This is a genomic window from Acidithiobacillus sp. TH-A117 (genome assembly GCF_057473465.1).
The window spans coordinates 1-20,988 of record NZ_JBYCKQ010000018.1; the positions used below are offsets into that span (position 1 = coordinate 1).

Below are 20,988 nucleotides of genomic sequence, written 5' to 3' on the forward strand. Positions count from 1 at the left end.
CTGCCCACGATCCGCCAGAATCATTGCCCACCATCGCCCAGAATCACCGCCCACGATCATTCAGAATGACTGCCCACGATGGGCCAGAATACGCAATCAAACGCAAGCCACCAGAAATTCAGCGACAATTCCAGCACCATTACGGTCAAATGGCCATCAGCACCATTACGCTGATGGAGTTGCTGTATGGCGCGGAAAAATCCCAAGCAGCTGAGCGCAACCTGAGAGAAATTGAAGGATTTGCCGCGCGGCTGGAAGTCCTCGATTATGGAATTGAAGCGGCCAGACATACTGGACAGTTGCGCGCTGAGCTGGCGAGAATGGGACAACCCATCGGACCCTATGACCAGATGATTGCCGGGCATGCCCGCAGTACCGGTTTGATCGTAGTGACCAACAATCTGCGTGAGTTTGCGCGTGTTCCCGGTTTGCGGGTTGAGGATTGGATGCGGCGGTAGGCTTATCCTACCCTCACTCCCCAACCCCTTGGGCGGCGGCCAGCAGCACCCGTTCTTCGTAGGTTTCCCGGGCCAGGCGGACATCTTCCAGAAACCAGGGGAGTTCCTTGAGCAGCAAGGCCTGGGGACCATCCACCAGGGCGGTGGCTGGATCAGGATGGAAATCCACCAGAATCATGTTGGCACCGGCCACGACGCCCTCGGCCGTCACCTGGAAAACTTCCGGAATCCCGTCAGGCCCTGCGTCGCGGCTGCCCACCGAGTGGGAAGGATCAATGCAGACCGGCATCCGGGTGAGACGCTTGACTGTCGGTACCTGAGCAAAATCCACGAAATTGCGGTGCGGGTCGCCCAGATTGCTTTTCATGCCACGCAGCCCGAACACTACCTTGGTATTGCCCTCGGAAGCCAGATATTCGGCGGCATTGAGGGATTCTTCAAGGGTAATGCCAAAACCGCGTTTGAGCAGCACCGGAAACTCGGTCTGCCGGCCTACCGCCTTGAGTAGCTCAAAATTCTGGGTGTTACGGGTGCCTATCTGCAGCATCACCCCGGTCGGGTGTCCAGTTTTTTCCAGGGCTTCACGAATTTCATCCATGTGGGATTCATGGAGAATTTCCATGGCGATCACGCGCATACCATACTTGCCCGCCAGCTCAAACACATAAGGCAGACAGGCTTTGCCGTGGCCCTGGAAGGCATAGGGACTGGTGCGCGGCTTGTAGGCGCCCATCCGCGTACAGACCTGGCCATTGTCCTGGAGAGCTTTCATCATCTGCTCGACATGCTCGCGGGTGTCCACCGCGCAAAGTCCCGCAAAGACATTGAGATTATCCTGACCAAAATGCACGCCATTATAATCAAAACCCTGCGCTCTCTGGTCGCCGGAATGCCGGCCGAGCATGCGGTACTCGCGGGAAACCCGGATGGCCTGCTTCACCCCCGGCAAGGCTTCCATGTCTTCCACCCGCAGCTGCTTGGTATGACCAATCAGATAAATTTCGCTCAACAACTGTTCCGTCCCCTGCTCCTGGTGAATCCGGAACTGGATATCGGGAAGGGCCTTGAGGCGGGTCAGCAACTGTTGAAAAACCGGGGACTGTTCCGCCAGATCTGCTTCTAGAATCAGGATCATGTTCTACATCCTCTTGCATGGCATGAAAGTTTTATTGGCCCCAAGGGGCGGGGGCAGAGTCCAAGGCGGTGTCCGGAAAGGATGAGCCGGACCAAAGGATAACATGATCCGAGGATCAGCCTCCAGAACGCTCCGCCCATAGCCATTGGACGAATGGCTGCTGCCCATTTCAAACCGGCAGTGGCCGGGATCAAGGCACAGCAAGCTCGGCTTGAGCATAAAGCCCCGAGCCTAAAGCATATCCTCCGGACGCATCTGGGCATCAAAAGCCTCGCCACTCAGATAGCCCAAATGGATGGCCGCCTCGCGTAGGGTACAGCGGGCCCGATGGGCGTGCTGAGCGACCGCCGCCGCCCGCTCGTAACCGATCACCGGGGTCAGGGAAGTTACCAGCATCAGGGATTTCTCCATGTTTTCTTGCAGACGCTCTGCCACTGGCTCCAGGCCCTGCAGACAATGTTCAGTGAATGAGCGGGCCGCATCTGCCAGCAACTGAACAGATTGCAACACATTATATATAATCAGCGGCTTGTAAACATTCAGCTCAAAATTGCCCTGGGATGCGGCAAAGGCAATGGCCGCATCATTGCCAAAAACCTGGACGCAAACCATGGTCAGCGCCTCGGCCTGGGTCGGGTTGACCTTGCCGGGCATGATGGAAGAACCCGGCTCATTTTCAGGAAGTCGCAACTCTCCCAGGCCAGCCCGGGGACCAGAAGCCATCCAGCGAATATCATTGGCTATTTTCAGCAAGGACATGGCGGTCAGGCGCAGACTGCTGCTCAATTGCTGGAGGGCTTCATGACCAGCCAGGGCCGCAAAAAAATTGCCCGCCGGATGAAAGGGCAAGCCCAGCTCAGCGTGCAGTCGGGCGCAAACCCGTTGCGCAAAGTCAGGATGACAGTTCAGGCCGGTACCTACGGCGGTAGCCCCCAGAGCCAGGCCATAGAGCGCCGGCAATGCCTGCTCCAGCCCCTGAATACCCATCTGCACCTGGGCTTGATAGCCGGAAAACTCCTGCCCCAGGGTCAGGGGAACGGCATCCATCAGATGGGTGCGCCCCACCTTGATGATGGCGGCGAAAGCCCGACTTTTTTCGGCCAGCCGCTCTTCCATATCTACCAGTGCCGGCAACAACTGCTGATGCACCGCCAGGGCCGCCGCCATATGCATGGCCGCCGGGAAAGTGTCATTGGATGACTGTCCGAGATTCACATGGTCATTGGGATGCACCGGTGATTTGCTGCCCCGGGGCTGACCGACCAATTCATTGGCACGATTGGCGATGACTTCATTCACGTTCATGTTGCTCTGGGTACCGCTGCCAGTCTGCCAGACGTGCAAAGGGAATTGATCATCCCAGCGGCCATCGAGCATTTCGCTGGCGGCGGCCTCGATGTGCCGGGCGAGATCATCGGACAAAAGACCCAGTTCACTGTTGACCCGGGCAGCGGCGCGCTTGATGCGGACCAGAGCATGCATCAGCGCCAGCGGCATCTGTTCACTACCAATGGCAAAATACTGTAGAGAGCGCTGGGTTTGTGCGCCCCACAGCACCGTATCTGCCACCTCCACCAGACCCATGCTGTCTTTTTCCTGACGCATCACTCAGCGTGCTCCAGCCAGGGTTTCCGCCTCATCCACCAGACTGGCCAGATAATCCAGGGCCTGTGACCACAATTGCGGACTGCCCAGATCGACCCCGGTTTCCGCGACAACCTCGGCGGGCGCCTTGCTGCCTCCCAGCTTGAGCATGGCAATGTAACCTGGCACGAAACCGGCGGGATTATCCCGATAGCGCTGAATCAGCGCCAGGGTCAGCAACTCCCCGAAAGCATAGGCATACACATACCCCGGGGAACCGATGAAATGGGGAATATAACTCCACCACCAGCGGTATCCGGGGCTGAACTGGATACTATCGGCAAACTGCTCAGTCTGGGTTTGCATCCACAATTCGGCCAGACGTTCCTTGCTCAATTCCCCTTCCGTACGCCGGGCCTGATGCATCACTACTTCGAAGCGGTGCATGGCCATCTGCCGGAATATGGTGGCGAAAGTATCTTCGATTTTGCCGCAGAGCAGGGTCAGGCGTTGCTGCGGATCCTGCTCCTCGCGCATCAGCCGCTCAAAAGTCAGCATTTCCCCGAACACCGAAGCCGTTTCCGCTGTGGTAAGGGGGGTATCGGCATTCAGATAGCCCTGCTCCCGGGCCAGATACTGGTGGATACCATGCCCTAGCTCGTGGGCAACGGTCATCACATCGCGCACCGTACCGGTATAGTTCACCATCAGGTAAGGATGCACGTCGGGGGTGACCGGATGGGCAAAAGCCCCGCCGCGCTTGCCGGGAGCAAGTGCCGCATCAATCCAGTGCTCAGCAAAAAAGCGCTGACCGATGGCGCCCAACTCGGGAGAAAAATCATGCACTGCCGCCAGCACAATGCGCTGACATTCCCCCCAGTCATAGCGCCGCGCTTCGCTGGAAATCGGTGCGTAGCGGTCATAGTCCATCAAGGGCGACACTCGCAGCAATTTGGCCTTGAGCCGATAATAACGGGCTACCAGGGAATAGCGGGAGACTACCGCCGCTTCCAGGGCCTCCACCATGTTGTCGGAAATCTCATTGCTGAGATTCCGCTCGCTCAGCCAGTGGGGATAAGCCCGCAGCCGGTCATCCAGAGCTTTGTCGGCCAGAATCGCATTGAAGCAGGTGGTCAGGGTATGCAGACGGCTTTCCAGCCCGACACTCAAGGACTCCGCCGCGTCATGGCGCAGTGACCGGTCGGGATTGGAAAGCAAGGTCAGGACCTCCTGCTCGGTCATGGCCTTGCCCCGCAACTGGAAGCGCATTTCCGTCAGGGTTTCATCAAAGAGGCGCTCCCAGAGCGCCCTGCCGGTAACCCGTTTTTCCGAAAGAATCTGCTCTTCACTTTCACTGCGCAGATGATTCCGGTACATCCGCCAGTTACGCAGCAAATGCGCCCAGTGCGCCAACGCCGGGTCCTGTAGCCATGTTTCCGCTCGGGCATCATCCACGGCATTCCAGGCAATATCAAAAAATATCAATTGATTGTTGATGCTTGTGGCGGCTTCTTCATAAGCCTGCAAGGCGGCACCATAGCCGGGCTGATCGGCATGGGTCACGTAACTCAAATACCGAAAAGCCCCCACCCGACCAAGCCGCTGACGAATGGCCTCCAGTTTCTGCATGGCAACGGCCAATTCAGCAGCATCCAGATCGTCCAGACCCGGGCGATACTGGCGGGCAAAATTTTCTGCTTCAGTATTGGCCCAGCGCATGTCTGCTTCGATCTGAGGATCGTCCATTCCTGTGTACAGATCCTGTAAGTGCCAGTGAATATTTTCCGCACCTGTCGTCGCTTGTTTTACCATGAATTTTTCTCCACCATGCCCATTAGAGCACGCTCAGTAATAATCACTCTGCCAGATCAGGCAAACCAAGCCCGCGCCGTACACAGGCGAGCATGGCAGCCATATCCGGTGATGCTCCCTGCCGCTGCGCCTGCCACATCATTTCACCGAGGCAATCGACAAACAAATGCTCGGCATCGACTTTACCGCGTTTTTCACAGGCCAGGGCGTAAAGGGGCACGATACCCTGTGGCTGCTGCATTGCCAACATTTCCGCCAGCCCCAGATGCAGGGACATGTGCAGGAAGGGGTTACTCTGACCCTGCTCCGGGGGGAAATCCCGCTCCAGGCCGCGCTCGGCATCTTCGAGCAAGGCCTGATATTCCGGATGTTCGAGGATGATCTCGACAATGCGGGTCTGCACCCCCTCCAGCGGTCGGCCAGCGCGAAAAGCCCGCCAACTGTCGAGAAAGACTTGCCGATATGTTTCTCGTTTACTGCCATAAAGCATAATAATTAGCCTGCCAATGTCTGGTTGACGATCATAGGACCCATTGTCGTGGGTAGGAAAGAACCGTTTTTTGTGGTAAATAAGGCAAGTCTTAAACAAAGCCTGCTTTGTTTACATTAAAAGCACTTATCGCAGCATTATTTCAGCGGGAGATCAGCGCATCATGGCCAACGCGAATACAGTACCAGCAGCAGTAGTAAGTCTCAATGAACGCCAGTGGGAAGGGCTCGGAAAAGTCGGCGATGCCGCCCTGCAGGTCCAGGATATGCTGCAGATGCTCCGCGATGTTCTCAATGAACTCCCCCAGGCTATCGACACCGACAAACTGATGGAAACCATGCAGCCCTACATGGAAAAACTCCAGGGCATTTCCGAATCCCTGCAATCTTTCGTCAAGGGCAACTCTGATGAAGAGCCCCTGGACCGTCTCCGCGCCCTCATCAACGACGCCCAGAAAGCCGAACTCGACAAAACCCTGAAAGAAGTCCTGCAACTGCTTGGCAATCTGCAGCGCTCGGGATTTTTCGCCTCGGTGGCCGCCCTCAGTGCCGAACTGAAATGCCCGATCATCGGCGAGAACCCCGAAGAAATGGTGCAGAAAATCCACAGCAGCACGGCCACCATTCAGTACTGGGTGGAAAGCGCCAAGCAGGGCGTGGGCGTAGTCGGCAACATGGTGGGGCAACTGGATTTGCCTGACCGCCTCGACGAAATTCAGGAAATGGCCGATCAGTGGATCCAGATGGCCAAACGCGCCCAGCGTCTCATTCAGGGCGATGCCCCCGATCTGCAAACTCGCCTGAGCGGCATGCTCGACATGGCCGAGATTCTCGGTGGGCAGATGAATATTGCTATCGGCACCCTGCGTGACACCATGCCGGAAGTTTTGGAAAGCGCCAATATGGGCAACGCCCTGGCCAGCATCGGTTCCGGCGGTAATCGCTGGATGCAGGTCGCCATGCGCGTCAAGAACCTTACCCAGGGGGATGGCTCCGTAGATATGGTCACCCGCGTTGAAGGACTTTTGGATCAGGTCGAGCATCTGGCCGGTTACGCTGCCAGCGCCGGCTTCTTTGTGCAGGCGGGCAAGGATGGTATCGGCGCGGTAAAGGGCATCATCAACGATATCGATCTCCCCGACAAACTGGATGATCTGGCCGAAGAAGCTGAAAAGTGGCTGAAAATTGCCATGCGCGCCAAAAATCTGGCCCAGGGAGATGCAGACAGCCTAGCCGATCGTGTGGGTGGTCTCCTGAAAATGGCTGAAACCGTCGGCGGCTCTTTGCAGTCTGCCGCCAAGGCTCTGGAAGCCAAGGGCATCCGCCTCGAAGATATCCTCACCCCGCGCGGCGATCTCAATATCGCCTTTGGCACCGGCGCCGACTTCATCGCCGAATTGTGGCATGACGGCACCATTCAGCACATTGGCAGCACCATCAGTCAGGGCGCCCTGGTCTGGATGGAAATTGCCCAGATTGGCAGCAAAGCCCTCAAGGGGGATGCGGAAAGCATCAACCATCGCATCAAAGACATTGTTCAGGGTCTTCATGATGCCCATCTGATCGATATGCTGCCGGATGTGTTTGCCCTGGTAGGCAACCTGCAGAAGGCCGGCCTGGTGGGCAAAATCAATATGGTCATGAGCAAGGTTGTCCCCATGATCCCTTCAGACGCCGTATTTGCCGGTGGCGTGGACAAGGCCGTCAGGGCCCTGGAGCTGACCAAAACCGAAATGCAGAACGAAGCCAACAAGGGCGGCGGTATTTTTGGCCTGATGAAAATTGTCTTCGCCAAGGATACCCAGTACCTGCTCAAGTTCTTCATCCGTTTTGCGACGATTTTCATGAAGTCCCTGAAAGCCAGCTAAGCATTCCCTTATTCTGGCTGCATAAAAGCCCCGGCCTACTTGTGGACCGGGGCTTTTTAATAGTTATTGATGAATGCGCTGATCATGACCCTCCTTGATGAAAGCCACCACATCATCCCGGCCAATGTTTATATGTCAATGCATACATCAAGATATCCAGATATAGCTCCCTGGATACTCAACGCTCGGCTCGTCTTTCAACTCGTATTTTTGTGGATGATCAGTTGGTCCAGCGAAATAAAATGGCGTCTTCACTAGCATGATGAGCAGACAGCCTTCCTGAAATTTCATGACCCATGCTGCGCCCACCACTCCCGGGCTTTTTCGGCAGCAGCTTTTGCCGCAGCAGGGTCAGCCAGCCAGGCCTTGGCCAGATCGATCAGCTGGTTGTTGTCCTGTGCCCAGACGGCGGCGCCGGCTGCCAGCAGCCCCTGGCGCAGAGCATTATCGGGCATTTTCGGGCCGAGAATCAGCGGACAGCCATCGGCGATGGGCCGGGCCAGATCTACCGGACCTGCAACCAGGGTGCCACCGGGCACACAAAAATCCGCGCAGGGATAAAAAGCGTCCCGTACTTCAGCCGTTTCCACAAAATATACCCGGGTCTTCAAGGGCACATAACTGGTAAACAGGCGGCTGTGACGAATGGTCTGAAGATGATATTTGAGCGCATCCCGATAGACCGGCTCGAAGCGTTCTTCCCGATCGGGGGCGAGAATCATGATCCCCATTTTCACCCGCATCAGATTCAGAAAAATGCCATAGGCTTCTGCATCTTCCCCTTCGTGCAAATTGGGGAAATACACCACGCAGCGTTCCCGATCCCGATATTCCTTAAAGCGTTCGCACCATTCCATACCAACCACTCCTCCGCTGCGGATTTATATCTTGCCCGATCATAGGCGACCTGAGGCCATCATTCAAAAAGTGTTTTGTGATATGTTAGCAACAAGTCACTCACTGAAGAACCCAAAATGTTACAAGTCCTCTTTGTCCTCTCGGAAATGGTGCCCTACTCCAAAACTGGCGGTCTGGCGGATGTGGGAGGGGCTTTACCCCTGGCCTTGCAGCAACTGGGTGACGACATCCGGGTGCTGGTACCCTGGTACGGTCGCCCGGATCTGAACGAAATGCACCGGATCTGCTCAGTGAATGTGCCTTACACTCACGAAGCGGCGGAAATCTGGATAACGACAAACCGCCCCCAGGTCTATTTCCTGCGCTATCCCGCCTATTACGAGCGGGGGGGCGGCCTCTACCAGAATGCCCTGGGCCAGGACTGGCCTGACAACCCCCGGCGCTTCGCCCTGCTCAACCGGGTAGCGGTGGAACTGGCCCAGGGACGGGTAGCGGGTCTGGACTGGCGCCCTGATCTGGTCCATGTGCATGACTGGCAAACCGGGTTGATCCCCTATCTGCTGGAACTGGAAACCCGGGTGGGTAATACCCGGCCCGCGACCCTGTTCACGATCCATAATCTCGCCTATCAAGGACGTTTCGACCCGGCCATCATGACTGAGCTGCATCTGCCCGGCGCTGATTTTCACTGGCAGGGTACGGAATTATACGGAGCATTTTCCTTCATGAAAACCGGCCTGGTGTATAGCGACCGGCTCAGTACGGTCAGCCCGACCTATGCGCAGGAAATCCAGACCGATGCTTTCGGCATGGGACTGCAAGGACTGCTTCAGCAACGCGCGGGGCAACTCAGCGGCATTCTCAACGGAGTGGACGAAGTGCACTGGAACCCTCGCGCTGATCCTTATCTGCCGGCCCATTATCATGCCCGGAATCTGGTTGGCAAAAGTCAATGCAAGGCACAACTCCAGCAGCATCTCGGCCTGGAAGCTCAAGCCGACGTTTTTCTGCTGGGCATGATCAGCCGTCTGGTCGACCAGAAAGGCATTGATATGGTCCTGGAGGTGCTCCCCGATCTGCTCCAGCGCGGCATGCAGGTGGCCATTCTCGGCAGCGGTGAAAAGCATTACGAAGCCCGTTTACAGGAACTGGCCGCCATCCATCCCGGTCGCTTGGCTGTTCACATTGGTTTTGACGAAGGACTTTCCCACCGCATTGAAGCGGGTGCCGACGCCTTTCTCATGCCCTCCCGCTTTGAGCCCTGCGGCCTCAACCAGATGTACAGCCTGCGCTACGGAACACTCCCCATTGTCCACCAGACCGGCGGGTTGGCCGATACTGTGGTGGATGCGGGCGATATTGCCCGGGATCATGAACGCAACGGCTTTGTCTTCAGCATGGCCCACAGTAACGACCTCCACCATGCGGTACTCCGTGCCGCTGCCCTCTTCCAGCAACCAGCGGCCTGGCAGCGGCTCCAGCAACAGGCCATGGCCGGAAACTTCAGCTGGGAGCACTCGGCCCTGGCTTATCAGCGGCTTTATCAGCAGATTCTGACACGCACATAAAACCCCAAAACATGGTCATACCGTTCTGAAAACCAGGTCATTGGAGATCATTATCCCCGTAAAAAAGCTTTTACGTTGCGCCAGAGCCATAAACCGCTACAATGCTGCGATGACTTTTATCCCACATGCATGAGGAGTCGCACGATGTCAGGTCATTTCCCCTTTTCCGGCAAAGCTAACCGCGTATCCGTGTTTGCCTTTTTTGAAGCCCACAACTGGAGTCTCGAAGCCCAGGAAAAATACTTTGAAGAATGGTACAAATGGGCTAAGGACTACGTCATGAATGATCCTGACCTCAAGGCGGCCAAGGGCGTATTGTTTGCCGGCGATCATTTCGGCACCCATGCCGGTCACGATTTCCATCTGCATGGCTATGCAGTCGCTACCCGGATGCTGGATCTGGGTGAACTCATCAAGGGCAACATCCTGCCCAAGCTGGATCATGACATGATGCACGCTCTGGAACATGATCACGAAGAGTGGATTGCTGCTGCCAATGCCGTGGCTGCCAGCCATCCCCGCGCCGAAGCCCCGGAAATCGGTCGTTACCGTCACGTCTGATTATCCTTCCGGTCAGCAGCTGTGCGTCTACTTCATCTGCTGACCGGTCAAAAAAACCTATGGATGCCAAACACGTCAAACAGTGCTTTGCCGCGCTTCGCGCCAGCATCCCCGAACCCCGCACCGAACTCCACTATGCCAGCGCTTTTCAACTACTGGTAGCTGTTGTACTGTCTGCCCAGAGTACCGACAAAGTCGTCAACCTCTGTACCGCCACCTTGTTTGCCGCCGCTCCGGATGCCCGCAGCATGGCCGCCCTGGGTGAGGAAGGCATCAAGCAGCATATTCGCCGTCTCGGCCTCTTTAATGCCAAAGCCCGGCATGTGCATGCCCTGGCCGAACAACTGCTGGACCGGCATCATGGCGAGGTACCCGCCGAGCGCAAGGCGCTGGAAGCCCTGCCCGGGGTCGGGCGCAAAACCGCGAATGTAGTCCTCAATACCCAGTTCGGGCAACCCACCATCGCGGTGGATACCCACATTTTCCGGGTCGGCAACCGGATCGGTATCGCTCCCGGAAAAACGCCCCTGGCGGTAGAACAGGCCCTGCTCAAAAAGGTTCCCGGCGAATATCTGCAGGATGCCCATCATTTACTCATTCTGCATGGCCGCTATACCTGCACCGCCCGCCGGCCCCATTGTGAACGCTGCGCGCTGTTCCACTGCTGCGCCTGGCCCGACAAGGTACTGTGGGTCCAGCAAAAGTAGCCAGCGGTTTTGCACGCGGCCATCAGTCTCCGGCAGACCTGCTCCAATCGGCCATCGCCGAAGCCCGGGAAAAGCTCTCCGGCCAGCACATTACAGGCGCTTTGCTGTTGTTCAGCCCAACACTGGCGGCTATCAGCCCAGCCATGCTGCAGCAGCAGATGCGGGCACTCTCCTGCCTGCAGATAGCTACCGGCACTTTTCCGGGCATTTTTACCGAAAAAGACCAGGCGCTTGGAGAAAACGCCTGCGCCGTGCTCCTCCTTTGCGCCCCGCTGGGATTGATTCCGCAAGCTCCGCAAAAAAACCATGCCGCCCTGGCCTGGGGACGCCTGGAGCATTTGCAAGGAGACTGGCTGGAGCAAGCGCCCCGCTTTGGCAGCCTCAGCAGTCGGAGTGGCCGTTTTTGGTATCAGGCCAGCCCCCGCGACAGCCTGGAACTGGGCTTTTCGGGGATCAACACCGAGAGCCTCTGGTCCGCCGGCCTACGCACCTTGAGCGCACCGCTACCGGTGCATTTACAGGAAGGCAGCCTGCTTCTGCAACTGGAACGCTATATGGCCCTGCCCCTGCTCGCCCAGAATATTCCCGTGAGTATTCGCAAAGATAGCCGCCTGCCGCTGGAACAACTGCTCGTTGGCGAAATCCGGGCCGACGCCTTGCCCGATGCCCCGCCCGAGTGGCTGCATATCCGTGCCACCGATCTCAATCGCAGCGGGTTATGGCTGGAAAGGCCCCTGGCTGATAACGCCCGGGCTTTTCTCAGCCTGCGCGATCCGGCCATTGCCGAGCGCGATACCCGCATCGTCCTGGATCAGGCTGCGAGTGATCATAAACCGCCCCTTTTCGCCTGGATCTCCAGCTCCATCGGTCGGGATGCCGGATTTTTTGGTCAGGATGATCGGGATTTAAGTATCTGGCGGGAGCAGTATCCAGATGTACCCATGCTCGGCGCCTATGGTATGGGGGAGCTGTTCCCCCGCCATCAACGGGCTCATTTCTTGCGCTACAGCAAGGTTTACACTTTGTTTTCAGGGACGGCAGTGGAATCCACCTGATCTATCAATACTTTTCGCCTCTCCTCCACCAACTTCGGCCATATTGGACCATAGTTGTTGCACCTCATTCTTAATCGCACCCTGGTTCATGCCTGACAACTATGCTTGAATATCTGCATACGCTAGCTACCAGAAAAGAATCATCATGCGCCAGCCCAGTACACTCACCGCCAGCATTTTTTTCCTGCTGATGATGTTCGGCTTTACCGCAGCCCGGGCGAGTACCTATTTACTGCCTCCTGCTGGTGACAACATGGTAGGCGCCATTCAAAGTGTTACCGCCCGTCATGAAGACACCCTCTCGGATATTGCCCGGCAATATGATCTCGGCTACGACCAGATTACCGCTGCCAACCCCGGGGTTGATCCCTGGCTGCCGGGGGAAGGCACCCGCATTGTGCTGCCTACGGAATATGTCCTGCCTGACGCTCCCCGTCAGGGCATGGTCATCAACCTGGCCGCCATGCGTCTGTTTTATTATCCCCCGATCCAGGCAGGACAGCCTCCGGAAGTCATCACCTACCCCATCGGGGTCGGCCGTGAAGGTTGGGGAACCCCGCTGGGTAAAACCCGCATCACCGTCAAGGTGGCCAACCCCAGTTGGACGCCTCCGGAAAGCATTCGCAAAGAACATGCAGAAAATGGCGACCCCCTGCCGGCGGTTGTTCCTGCGGGTCCTGACAACCCACTGGGGCAATTTGCCCTGCGCCTGGCCCTGCCCGGCTATCTGATTCACGGCACCAACAAGCCCTGGGGCGTCGGCATGCGCGTCAGTCATGGCTGCATCCGGCTCTACCCCGAAGATATTGCCGCACTTTTTGCCAAAGTTCCTGCCGGCATCCCGGTCCTGATCGTCAACCAACCCTGGCTACTGGGACACGACAACGGCCACGATTACCTGCAGATTTTTTCCGCGACGAGCGAAGCGCCTGCAGCACAGACTCAAGAGGCTTTTTCTGCCTGGCTGACTCAGCATCTCCCTCCCGGCAAGGCGATTGACTCCCGCATGGCGCAAGACTGGCTGAAAGCAGCCAATGGGATTCCGGAACCGCTTTAAGCGACGGCAATATTACACCCTCTGACAGAGGGCACCCCGGTTGGTCTCAGGACATTCACTTCAGATCGGCGTAAACATCTTCCAGGCTGATGTCTGCATCCAGACAGGCAAGCCGTAAGATTGTCGCTTTTTGTACATTCGAACACTTGGGTTGTTGATCATTCCCTCTTCCTTTGTGCCAGCCCCTTTCTTACACTGTGCGCTACCTTTACCTTCGAGACTTTTATGCGCGCCAGCCAGATTTTCATCCCCACCCTCAAGGAAACTCCTGCCGAGGCTGAACTTGTCAGCCATCAACTGCTGCTGCGCGGGGGTTTTATCCGCCGCCTGGCTTCGGGGCTCTATACCTGGATGCCCTTGGGTTTGCGGGTGTTGCGCAGGGTCGAGCGGGTGGTCCGCGAAGAAATGGACCGCAGCGGAGCCCAGGAAGTGCTGATGCCGGTGGTCCAACCGGCGGAGCTCTGGCAGGAATCGGGCCGCTGGGAAAAATACGGGCCGGAGTTGTTGCGCCTCAAAGATCGTCATCAACGCGATTTCTGCCTGGGACCAACCCACGAGGAGGTCATCACCGATCTGGCCCGGCGCGAGATTCATTCCTACCGGCAATTGCCCGTCAACTTCTATCAGATCCAGACCAAGTTCCGGGATGAAATCCGGCCGCGTTTCGGACTGATGCGGGGGCGGGAATTCATCATGAAAGATGCCTACTCTTTCCACATGGATCATGCTTCTCTGGAAATCACCTATCAGGGCATGTATGACGCCTACCAGCAGACCTTTACTCGTCTGGGCCTGAATTTTCGGGCAGTGGAGGCAGACAACGGGGCCATTGGCGGCAAGCGTTCCCATGAATTTCATGTGCTGGCCGATTCCGGGGAAGATGCCATTGTTTCCTGCAGTCATTGCGATTATGCCGCCAATATGGAAAAAGCTTGCAGTCCAGCCCCGGCAGCCGAGCAGGAAGCCTGGTTGGAAGCCGAGCAAGTCGCTACCCCGGGGATTCGCAGCGTCAACGGCCAGGCAAAGCATTTGGGTATTGCCACCAGCAAAATCGTCAAAACGGTGCTGGTCCTCGCCGAGGACAAGCCCTATCTGCTGCTCTTGCGCGGCGATGACAGCCTCAATTTGATCAAGGCCGCCCATGCCCTTCAGGTGGATGAAGTACGCATGGCGACGCCCGAAGAAGCCGAGGCGGCAACGGGCGCGCCGGTGGGCTTCATCGGTCCCAAAAATCTGCCCGAATCCCTGCCCGTCCTGGCGGACCTGCGGGTATTGGGGCTACGCAATTTCAGTACCGGCGCCAATATGGCCGATCTGCACTGGATCAACCTGAACTGGGAGCGGGATTTACCCAGTCCGGATGCCGCCGATCTGCGCGAGGTGACAGCCGGCGATGCCTGCCCCCATTGTCAGCAGGGCACACTCGGCATTCGTCGCGGCATTGAGGTAGGGCATGTATTTCAGTTGGGCCAGACTTACAGCGAAAAAATGGGGTTGACCGTGCTGGATGAAAGTGGCCGCGATGCGTTGGTGACCATGGGATGTTATGGTATTGGCGTATCCCGGGTGGTGGCGGCGGCGGTGGAACAGCATTTTGACGAGCGCGGCATTATCTGGCCGGCGGCATTGACGCCATTTGATGTGGGTATTGTCGCCATCCATGCCCGCAAGTCTCCAGAAGTGGCGGCGGCGGCGCAGGCTTTGCATGACCGCCTGGAAAAAGCTGGCTACAGTGTGCTGCTCGACGACCGGGATGAGCGCCCCGGTGTCCAGTTTGCGACCATGGACCTGATCGGCCTACCCCATCGGGTGGTGGTCAGTGACAAGGTGCTGGCCCAGAATGTCTGGGAATATCGGGCCAGACGCGCCACCGAAAATACCCTGCTGAGTGAAGCCGAACTCATGGCCCATCTAGCTGCCGGCTTGTCCGGCGCCGCAGATCAGGAACATCAGAAGCATCAGGAGCAAGCTCATGGATAATAAGGTTACGGATACATTCCCGGTGCAGCATGTGGCGGTGGCGGTGGATTTCTCTGAAATGGCGGAACCAGTGGTCATGGCCGCTGCCCGGGAAGCACAGCTGCACCAGGCCCGACTAACCGTGCTGCATGTTTTTAATCCGCAGATGCTGAATTTGCAGATGCCCGAAGAAATTCTCCCGCCAACCCTGGATATCCGGGAAAAACTGCTGCATTTGGCTCACACCGAAATGCACAAGCTGCAGAAACTGCTCGAAGCACAAGGTCTGAAGGCGGAAATGATCCTGGAAGAAAGCGCGGATAATATCGGCAGGGCCATAGCCGATTATGGCAAGACCCATGCAGTCGACCTGCTGGTGGTCGGCAGCCACGGGCACAGCGGTCTGGGACGGCTGTTATTGGGCTCTGTGGCCAATGACGTGCTCAAGCACGCGCAGTCGTCCGTGCTGGTGATCAAGGCCCTTCACTGAACTCCGGCAGCCCAATCTGTCACGGCGTTCACAAAATCATTGCTGGCCTTGGCCATCGCGCTGGCTCCGCCCGCTGCGGAAGCGGTGCTCAGCGCGACGCTGTCCGTAAACTGCTGCTGGGCAATGACTTGATAGTCATGGGCGTTCACCAGGGTGGCCGTACCCGCCACCAGCGCTTTTCCTGCCTGCGCCGCGCTGAAATTGACCACAAAATTGGTCAGTTGCACCTGCAGCACATATTGCGCCGCGCCACTGGATTGCCCGGAAAGTACCGCCTTCCAGACATGACTGCGCTGAAGCTGCTGGAGCAAACGTGACTCCAGCATTTCTGCGGGAGTCCCTACCCAGCGCGCATCCCGGTAAGACAACAGCATCTGGGGATTCTGATAAAGCAGATGATACTGGTAAGCATCTGTATCCAGCCAGGGCGATGCGCTCACCGGAGCCAACTGCAAGACCACCGGAACCGTTTGGCTGACTGCCTTTCTGCCAGGTAGCGCAACAGGGTGGACCTCATTGATGTTGTATGGCGTCTGCCAGGGAGTAGCAGCGGCGCAGCCTCCGGCGAACACCATTACCGCTAAAAAGCCCAGACGAAGGGCAGTACAACAGCTAGATTGCTTTGGCGTATTGAACATGGATCAGTGTGCTCCTGCAGAAAAACCCGACTCACCGGGCCCCGGAGGCGGTCCCCGGGTACCATAAATCAGGGACTGGGGTGATTGCTTCAGGGACTGACCAAGACCAGAAAGCTCGGCACTGCTATGCAACAGACTTTGGGTTAACCGGTTGACCTGGGGAAGGGTCTGATAATTGAGGGTATTGATGGCCTGTTCACTGGTGGTCCCCAGTTTTTGCAGGGATGCTGCAGCCTGGGTCGCACTGGCCAGCGGTTTCCGGGCATTCACCGCCAGCACATCCAGATGCTGGATCAATTGATGACTGGCGACCATGGTGGATTGAGTCGCCGCGACCATAGCCGGTAGCGCCTTGAGCGCCGGCATCAGGGCATTTTCCATTTGCACGAGATCCTGAGTAGCCTGATCCAGATGGGTCAGAGTCTGCCCAAAACGCGCCCGATTCTGATCATTGAGCAGATCATTCAGACGGTCGGCCAGTTCATTACTGCGGTTGACCAAGGATTCACCGTTACGTGACAGGACCTCAAAAAAACTCGGGTGCATGGGGATTTCCGCCACCTGTCCCGGCTTGCGGGTAATGGGCGCAAAATCGGTGCCCTTATCCGTCAGCGATAAATAACTGAGTCCTGTAACTCCCTGGGGTGCCAATTCTGCAAAGGTAGCGCGGGTGATGGGGGTGGATTTATCGACTTTGATTCGCACCCGGATCATGCGTGGATCGCCCGGATCCAGACCGATGGCCGTCACCTCGCCCACCCGCACGCCCTTAAAACGCACCGGCGCCTGGAGACTGAGGCCGGTCACACTATAAGGCGATATCACATCAAAATTTATCCCGGGTTTTTCACCGTGATGCATCCACAGGCCGACAATGGCCACGGCAACACCCAGCACCAGCAAAAACACCACAGCAACCAAGGCGTGCGCACGGCTTTCCAAGAAAGTGACTCCTGCATTTAATATCTGCCTATTGGAGCACAGGAAACGGGGCAAGCCAATCCTCAGCATGCAGGACAAACAATTGACTTGCCCGAAAACCCATGACTAAATGAGGCAAACTCACTGGAGCCCCTGTAAGCTATGGACTTTGATACCCTGCGTCGGACCATGATCGACACGCAAATTCGCACCTGGGACGTGCTCGATCCGCGCGTTCTGGCCATTGTCACGGAAGTCAAAAGGGAATTGTTTATTCCTACGGCCTATCGCCATCTGGCCTTTGCCGATTTCGCCATGCCCATTGCCCACGGTGAGTACATGTGGACGCCCAAAATGGAAGCGCGGGTGCTGCAGGAACTGGATCTGCAAGAAAATCACCGGGTGCTGGAAATTGGCACCGGCACCGGCTATCTGACAGCACTCCTGGCACGGCTGGCTGGCATGGTGCACAGCATTGAAGACCGGTCTGATCTCGCCCAACAGGCCGAAAGTCACCTGCGTGTGCAGGGCATTCATAATGCCCAGATTCATGTCGGTGACGGTTCGACGGGCTGGGCTAGGCATGCGCCTTATGATGCCATCTGCATTACCGGCTCCTTGCCTGTCTTACCCGAGGTTTTCAAGGAACAACTGGCCGTGGGCGGACGTTTGCTGGCTATCGTCGGTACGGGGCCAGCCATGCGTATGCGGCGCATCACCCGGACCCGGCTGGACACCTATGAAAGTAGCGATCTTTTTGAGACAGAAGTCCCGCCCCTGCGTCATCCACCGGTCCCCCGCCCCTTTGTTTTTTGAGAGAACATGCGCATAGAAGCCCGGCAGAGCCTGTTCCTCAACATCGACATGCAGGACCGCCTGCTGAGCGCCATTCCTGAGCCGGCGCGCAATGCGGCCATCCAAAACAGCGGGCGCCTGCTGGCTGCAGCAGCGGCCCTGGAAATTCCCCGTCTGGCTACCGCCCAGTATCCCCAGGGTCTAGGTCCGATTCGTGATGACCTGCGCGAAAACTGTCCGCAGACTTTTGCCAAAACGGCTTTTTCCTGTTGGCGAGATGCGGTCATTCGCGACTGGCTGGAAAGCTATAATACCCACCCACAAGTCATGATCACCGGGGTGGAAACCCACATTTGTGTGCTGCAAACCGCTCTGGATTTGCATCACGCCGGTTGGCAACCCGTTGTCGTCGCTGATGCCTGCGCCAGTCGTGACCCCGACAAGGCCGAGTCTGCGCTCTCACGCCTGAGTCAGGCTGGCGTTACGGTGGCAGTGGCCGAGTCGGTTTTTTATGAATGGATTGGGGATGCTGCCCATCCCCAATTTCGCAGCCTGGCTCCGGCCTGGCGCTGAACCGGAGTTTTCCCTCAATGCAAGCCCCTATCCGCTATACCGTCGTCATGGAACCCAACGCCCATCTGTTTCAGGTTGTGCTGGATATTGCCGAACCGGATCCCGACGGGCAGGTATTGGCTCTGCCAGCCTGGGTTCCGGGCAGCTATACCATCCGCGATCTGGCCCGGCATATTACCGAGATTACCGCAGAATCTCTGGGAGAGGTTGTTTCTTTACGCAAAATCGCCACGGATCGCTGGATCAGCGCGGCCATCAGCGGAGCGCTGCGGATCACTTACCGGGTGTATGCTCTGGATCAATCGGTACGCACCGCTTTTCTGGATCATCTCGGCGGTTTTTTTAACGGCCCTGCCCTGTTTTTGCGGGTAGAGGGGCAGGAACAAAATCGCCATACCCTATCCATCAGCGGTCCGGAGCAGTGGCAGTTAGGTACATCCATGCCCCGTATTTCCGGAGAAACATGGGGCTGGGGAGATTTTCAGGCCGAAAATTATCGGGCGTTCATCGACCACCCCATGCTGATGGGGACCCTTACCCTGCTGAATTTTGAGGCCGGAGGACTCCCTCACCACCTGCTGATTCAGGGAAGCCATGACGCCGATCTGCAGGCGCTGGGGCGTGACATGGCCCGCATCTGCACCTGGCAGCAGAATTTCTGGGGGGAGTCTCCCTTTGCGGAATACCATTTTCTGTGCAAGGCGCGCAGTGATGACTATGGCGGCCTGGAACATCGCGCTTCCAGCGCCCTCGTCTGTGCCCGGGATGACCTTAACGGTCGCGATCCGAACAATTATCGCCGCTTTCTGGGGCTGGTCAGCCATGAATATTTTCACAGCTGGCTGGTTCAGGCGATCCGGCCTGGGGTGTTCAGCGCCAGCGCTCTGGATAAGGCGGAGCTCTCCCGGGATTTATGGGTATTTGAGGGAATCACCTCCTATTATGACGATTTATGCCTGCGCCGGGCGGGACTCCTCTCTACGGAACAGTACTTACAGGGTTTGGGCAAGGAATGGACCCGCTTGCAGCGCCGCCCCGGTCAATTTCTGCAGAGTGTCGCCGAATCCAGCGAAGACGCCTGGCTCAAGCTCTATCACCCCCACGTCAACAGCGCCAATTTTGAAATCAGTTACTACAACAAGGGCGCACTGCTGGCCTTGTGTCTGGACTTGAGCCTGCGCCTGGACAGCGCTGGCAAGCTGTCCCTGGACAACCTGCTCGCCCGCTTCTGGCAGGATTACGGACAGACCAAGCAGCCTTTGCCGGAAGGTGCCGCCCTATCACTGATCGCCGATCTGGCCGGAGCTGACATGGCTCGTCAGGTTCAAAGCTGGCTGGAAGCACGCGCCGAACTGCCTCTGGCTGCCTTGCTGGCACGCATGGGTATCGCCCTGCAGCAGCGCCCCGCCAGCAGCCTCAGTGATGCGGGCGGAGAGGACGCCCGCACCTTACCGTCGGCCTGGATCGGTGCGCACTGGAAATCTCATGCCTTGGGCGTGCAATTGCGTCAGATACTTTCCGGCAGCCCGGCCGAACAGGCAGGCCTGTCTCCCGACGATATTATTATCGCCCTGGAGGGACAGCGGGCCACAGCGGAAAAATTCGCCGAAAAAATCGCCAGCAGCATTCCAGGCTGTCCGCTGCAACTGCAGTATTTTCGCGAAGACGTACTTTACAGCACGCAGATCACGCCGGTCACTCCCGTTCAGGACACCTACTGGCTGGAATGTCTGGAAGACGTCGATGCCGTCGTGCGTGCCCGCCGTGACGCCTGGCTTTCACCGGCATGAGCCTGCATGTCTGGATATTTTATGCCCTCACCGTCCTGGTGATTTCCGCCATTCCAGGCCCCAACATGATGCTGGTGATGAGCCATGGCGCCCTGTATGGCTGGAAGCGCTCCATGGCCACTATGGCAGGGTGCATGACCGCCTTGTTGCTGATGATCACCCTGTCAGCAGGCGGCCTGGGGCTTTTTTTTCAAACCTGGCCCCGTATTTTTGATCTGGTACGCCTGATTGGGGCTGCTTACCTGATTTATCTGGGGATACAGGCCTGGAAAGCCGCCGGTCAAGGCTCAAAAATGCTTTCCAGTATGACTACTGCGCGCTTAAAAGCACATAGTGCCGCGACCTTGTATCGCACCGGGATGCTGGTGACCATCACCAACCCTAAAGCCATTCTCTTTACTGTGGCCCTTCTTCCCCAGTTTATGCGCCCACATGCAAACCCATGGGTACAATTTGCGGAGTTGATTTTTACCTTCTGGCTCATCGAAATGAGCTGGTATATGTTTTATGCACAACTGGGAACCAAAATCAGTAGCCTGTTACGTACCCCCCGCGCTAATCAGATTTTGCAACGCGCTACGGGGAGTATTTTCATGACTCTGGGTATCACCCTTTTTGTCATGGCAATGCTGAACGAGAACTAGGCGATTCATCCCAAAAAACTTTTCCG

Annotated in this window: 20 protein-coding genes; 13 read left to right on the forward strand and 7 right to left on the reverse strand. The window is 57.2% G+C overall.

What is annotated here, in order from left to right:
* Positions 1–458 (forward strand): tRNA(fMet)-specific endonuclease VapC (gene vapC / locus AC2VLR_RS03565; protein WP_486880880.1); only part of this gene is annotated, 458 nt, incomplete at its 5' end.
* 13 nt (positions 459–471) lie between these two features.
* On the opposite strand, the gene AC2VLR_RS03570 is transcribed toward vapC, so the two are convergent.
* The 4 genes from AC2VLR_RS03570 to AC2VLR_RS03585 form a co-directional block, all read right to left on the reverse strand.
* Positions 472–1,593 (reverse strand): 3-deoxy-7-phosphoheptulonate synthase, encoded by a 1,122-nt coding sequence (locus AC2VLR_RS03570; protein ID WP_486880881.1) that lies wholly within the window; start codon positions 1,591–1,593, stop codon positions 472–474.
* A gap of 231 nt (positions 1,594–1,824) precedes the next feature.
* The gene (gene fumC, locus AC2VLR_RS03575; protein WP_486880922.1) at positions 1,825–3,198 is read right to left on the reverse strand and encodes a class II fumarate hydratase; all 1,374 of its coding nucleotides are present in this window, start codon (positions 3,196–3,198) and stop codon (positions 1,825–1,827) included.
* A 3-nt stretch (positions 3,199–3,201) separates the two neighbouring features.
* Positions 3,202–4,989: a M3 family oligoendopeptidase gene (locus AC2VLR_RS03580; protein ID WP_486880882.1), complete on the reverse strand. Its 1,788-nt coding sequence runs from the start codon at positions 4,987–4,989 to the stop codon at positions 3,202–3,204.
* 43 nt (positions 4,990–5,032) lie between these two features.
* Positions 5,033–5,479: a DUF1841 family protein gene (locus AC2VLR_RS03585; protein ID WP_486880883.1), complete on the reverse strand. Its 447-nt coding sequence runs from the start codon at positions 5,477–5,479 to the stop codon at positions 5,033–5,035.
* Between the two features lie 163 nt (positions 5,480–5,642).
* Here AC2VLR_RS03585 and AC2VLR_RS03590 point away from each other — a divergent pair, with 163 nt between their 5' ends.
* Positions 5,643–7,346: a hypothetical protein gene (locus AC2VLR_RS03590; protein ID WP_486880884.1), complete on the forward strand. Its 1,704-nt coding sequence runs from the start codon at positions 5,643–5,645 to the stop codon at positions 7,344–7,346.
* A 287-nt stretch (positions 7,347–7,633) separates the two neighbouring features.
* On the opposite strand, the gene AC2VLR_RS03595 is transcribed toward AC2VLR_RS03590, so the two are convergent.
* Positions 7,634–8,203, reverse strand: coding sequence for a 3-deoxy-D-manno-octulosonic acid transferase (locus tag AC2VLR_RS03595; RefSeq protein ID WP_486880885.1), 570 nt, complete (start codon positions 8,201–8,203; stop codon positions 7,634–7,636).
* Between the two features lie 117 nt (positions 8,204–8,320).
* Between AC2VLR_RS03595 and glgA the strand changes: the two genes are divergently transcribed.
* The 7 genes from glgA to AC2VLR_RS03630 all read left to right on the forward strand — a co-directional run bounded on the left by glgA (position 8,321) and on the right by AC2VLR_RS03630 (position 15,601).
* Positions 8,321–9,772 carry a glycogen synthase GlgA gene (gene glgA / locus AC2VLR_RS03600; protein WP_486880886.1) on the forward strand — a complete coding sequence of 484 codons (1,452 nt, stop codon included), beginning with the start codon at positions 8,321–8,323 and terminating at the stop codon, positions 9,770–9,772.
* A 144-nt stretch (positions 9,773–9,916) separates the two neighbouring features.
* On the forward strand, positions 9,917–10,333 hold the full coding sequence (locus AC2VLR_RS03605) for a hypothetical protein (protein ID WP_486880887.1): 417 nt from the start codon (positions 9,917–9,919) through the stop codon (positions 10,331–10,333).
* 59 nt (positions 10,334–10,392) lie between these two features.
* Positions 10,393–11,040, forward strand: coding sequence for an endonuclease III (gene nth / locus AC2VLR_RS03610; protein ID WP_486880888.1), 648 nt, complete (start codon positions 10,393–10,395; stop codon positions 11,038–11,040).
* Complete coding sequence (locus AC2VLR_RS03615; RefSeq protein WP_486880889.1) at positions 11,022–12,095, forward strand: FIST domain-containing protein; 1,074 nt, start codon at positions 11,022–11,024, stop codon at positions 12,093–12,095. The genes nth and AC2VLR_RS03615 overlap by 19 nt, the downstream gene beginning before the upstream one ends.
* A gap of 145 nt (positions 12,096–12,240) precedes the next feature.
* Complete coding sequence (locus AC2VLR_RS03620; RefSeq protein ID WP_486880890.1) at positions 12,241–13,152, forward strand: L,D-transpeptidase family protein; 912 nt, start codon at positions 12,241–12,243, stop codon at positions 13,150–13,152.
* Between the two features lie 225 nt (positions 13,153–13,377).
* Positions 13,378–15,132, forward strand: a complete 1,755-nt coding sequence (locus AC2VLR_RS03625) for a proline--tRNA ligase (protein ID WP_486880891.1) — start codon at positions 13,378–13,380, stop codon at positions 15,130–15,132.
* Complete coding sequence (locus AC2VLR_RS03630; RefSeq protein ID WP_486880892.1) at positions 15,125–15,601, forward strand: universal stress protein; 477 nt, start codon at positions 15,125–15,127, stop codon at positions 15,599–15,601. Before AC2VLR_RS03625 ends, AC2VLR_RS03630 begins: the two co-directional genes overlap by 8 nt.
* On the opposite strand, the gene AC2VLR_RS03635 is transcribed toward AC2VLR_RS03630, so the two are convergent.
* Positions 15,595–16,239, reverse strand: coding sequence for an ABC-type transport auxiliary lipoprotein family protein (locus tag AC2VLR_RS03635; protein ID WP_486880893.1), 645 nt, complete (start codon positions 16,237–16,239; stop codon positions 15,595–15,597). The two genes, AC2VLR_RS03630 and AC2VLR_RS03635, sit on opposite strands and share 7 nt — an antisense overlap.
* A gap of 3 nt (positions 16,240–16,242) precedes the next feature.
* Positions 16,243–17,181, reverse strand: coding sequence for an MlaD family protein (locus tag AC2VLR_RS03640; RefSeq protein ID WP_215844378.1), 939 nt, complete (start codon positions 17,179–17,181; stop codon positions 16,243–16,245).
* Between the two features lie 141 nt (positions 17,182–17,322).
* On the opposite strand from AC2VLR_RS03640, the gene AC2VLR_RS03645 reads away from it, so the two are divergent.
* From AC2VLR_RS03645 to AC2VLR_RS03660, 4 genes are read left to right on the forward strand one after another with little or no spacing between them, the layout of a single operon-like run.
* A complete protein-coding gene (locus AC2VLR_RS03645) occupies positions 17,323–17,976 on the forward strand; it encodes a protein-L-isoaspartate O-methyltransferase family protein (RefSeq protein WP_486880894.1) in 654 nt (217 codons plus the stop codon).
* A gap of 6 nt (positions 17,977–17,982) precedes the next feature.
* A complete protein-coding gene (locus tag AC2VLR_RS03650; protein WP_486880895.1) occupies positions 17,983–18,528 on the forward strand; it encodes an isochorismatase family protein in 546 nt (181 codons plus the stop codon).
* A gap of 17 nt (positions 18,529–18,545) precedes the next feature.
* Positions 18,546–20,318, forward strand: coding sequence for a M61 family metallopeptidase (locus tag AC2VLR_RS03655; RefSeq protein WP_486880896.1), 1,773 nt, complete (start codon positions 18,546–18,548; stop codon positions 20,316–20,318).
* Positions 20,315–20,962 carry a LysE family translocator gene (locus AC2VLR_RS03660; protein WP_486880897.1) on the forward strand — a complete coding sequence of 216 codons (648 nt, stop codon included), beginning with the start codon at positions 20,315–20,317 and terminating at the stop codon, positions 20,960–20,962. The genes AC2VLR_RS03655 and AC2VLR_RS03660 overlap by 4 nt, the downstream gene beginning before the upstream one ends.
* The last annotated feature ends 26 nt before the right edge of the window (positions 20,963–20,988 follow it).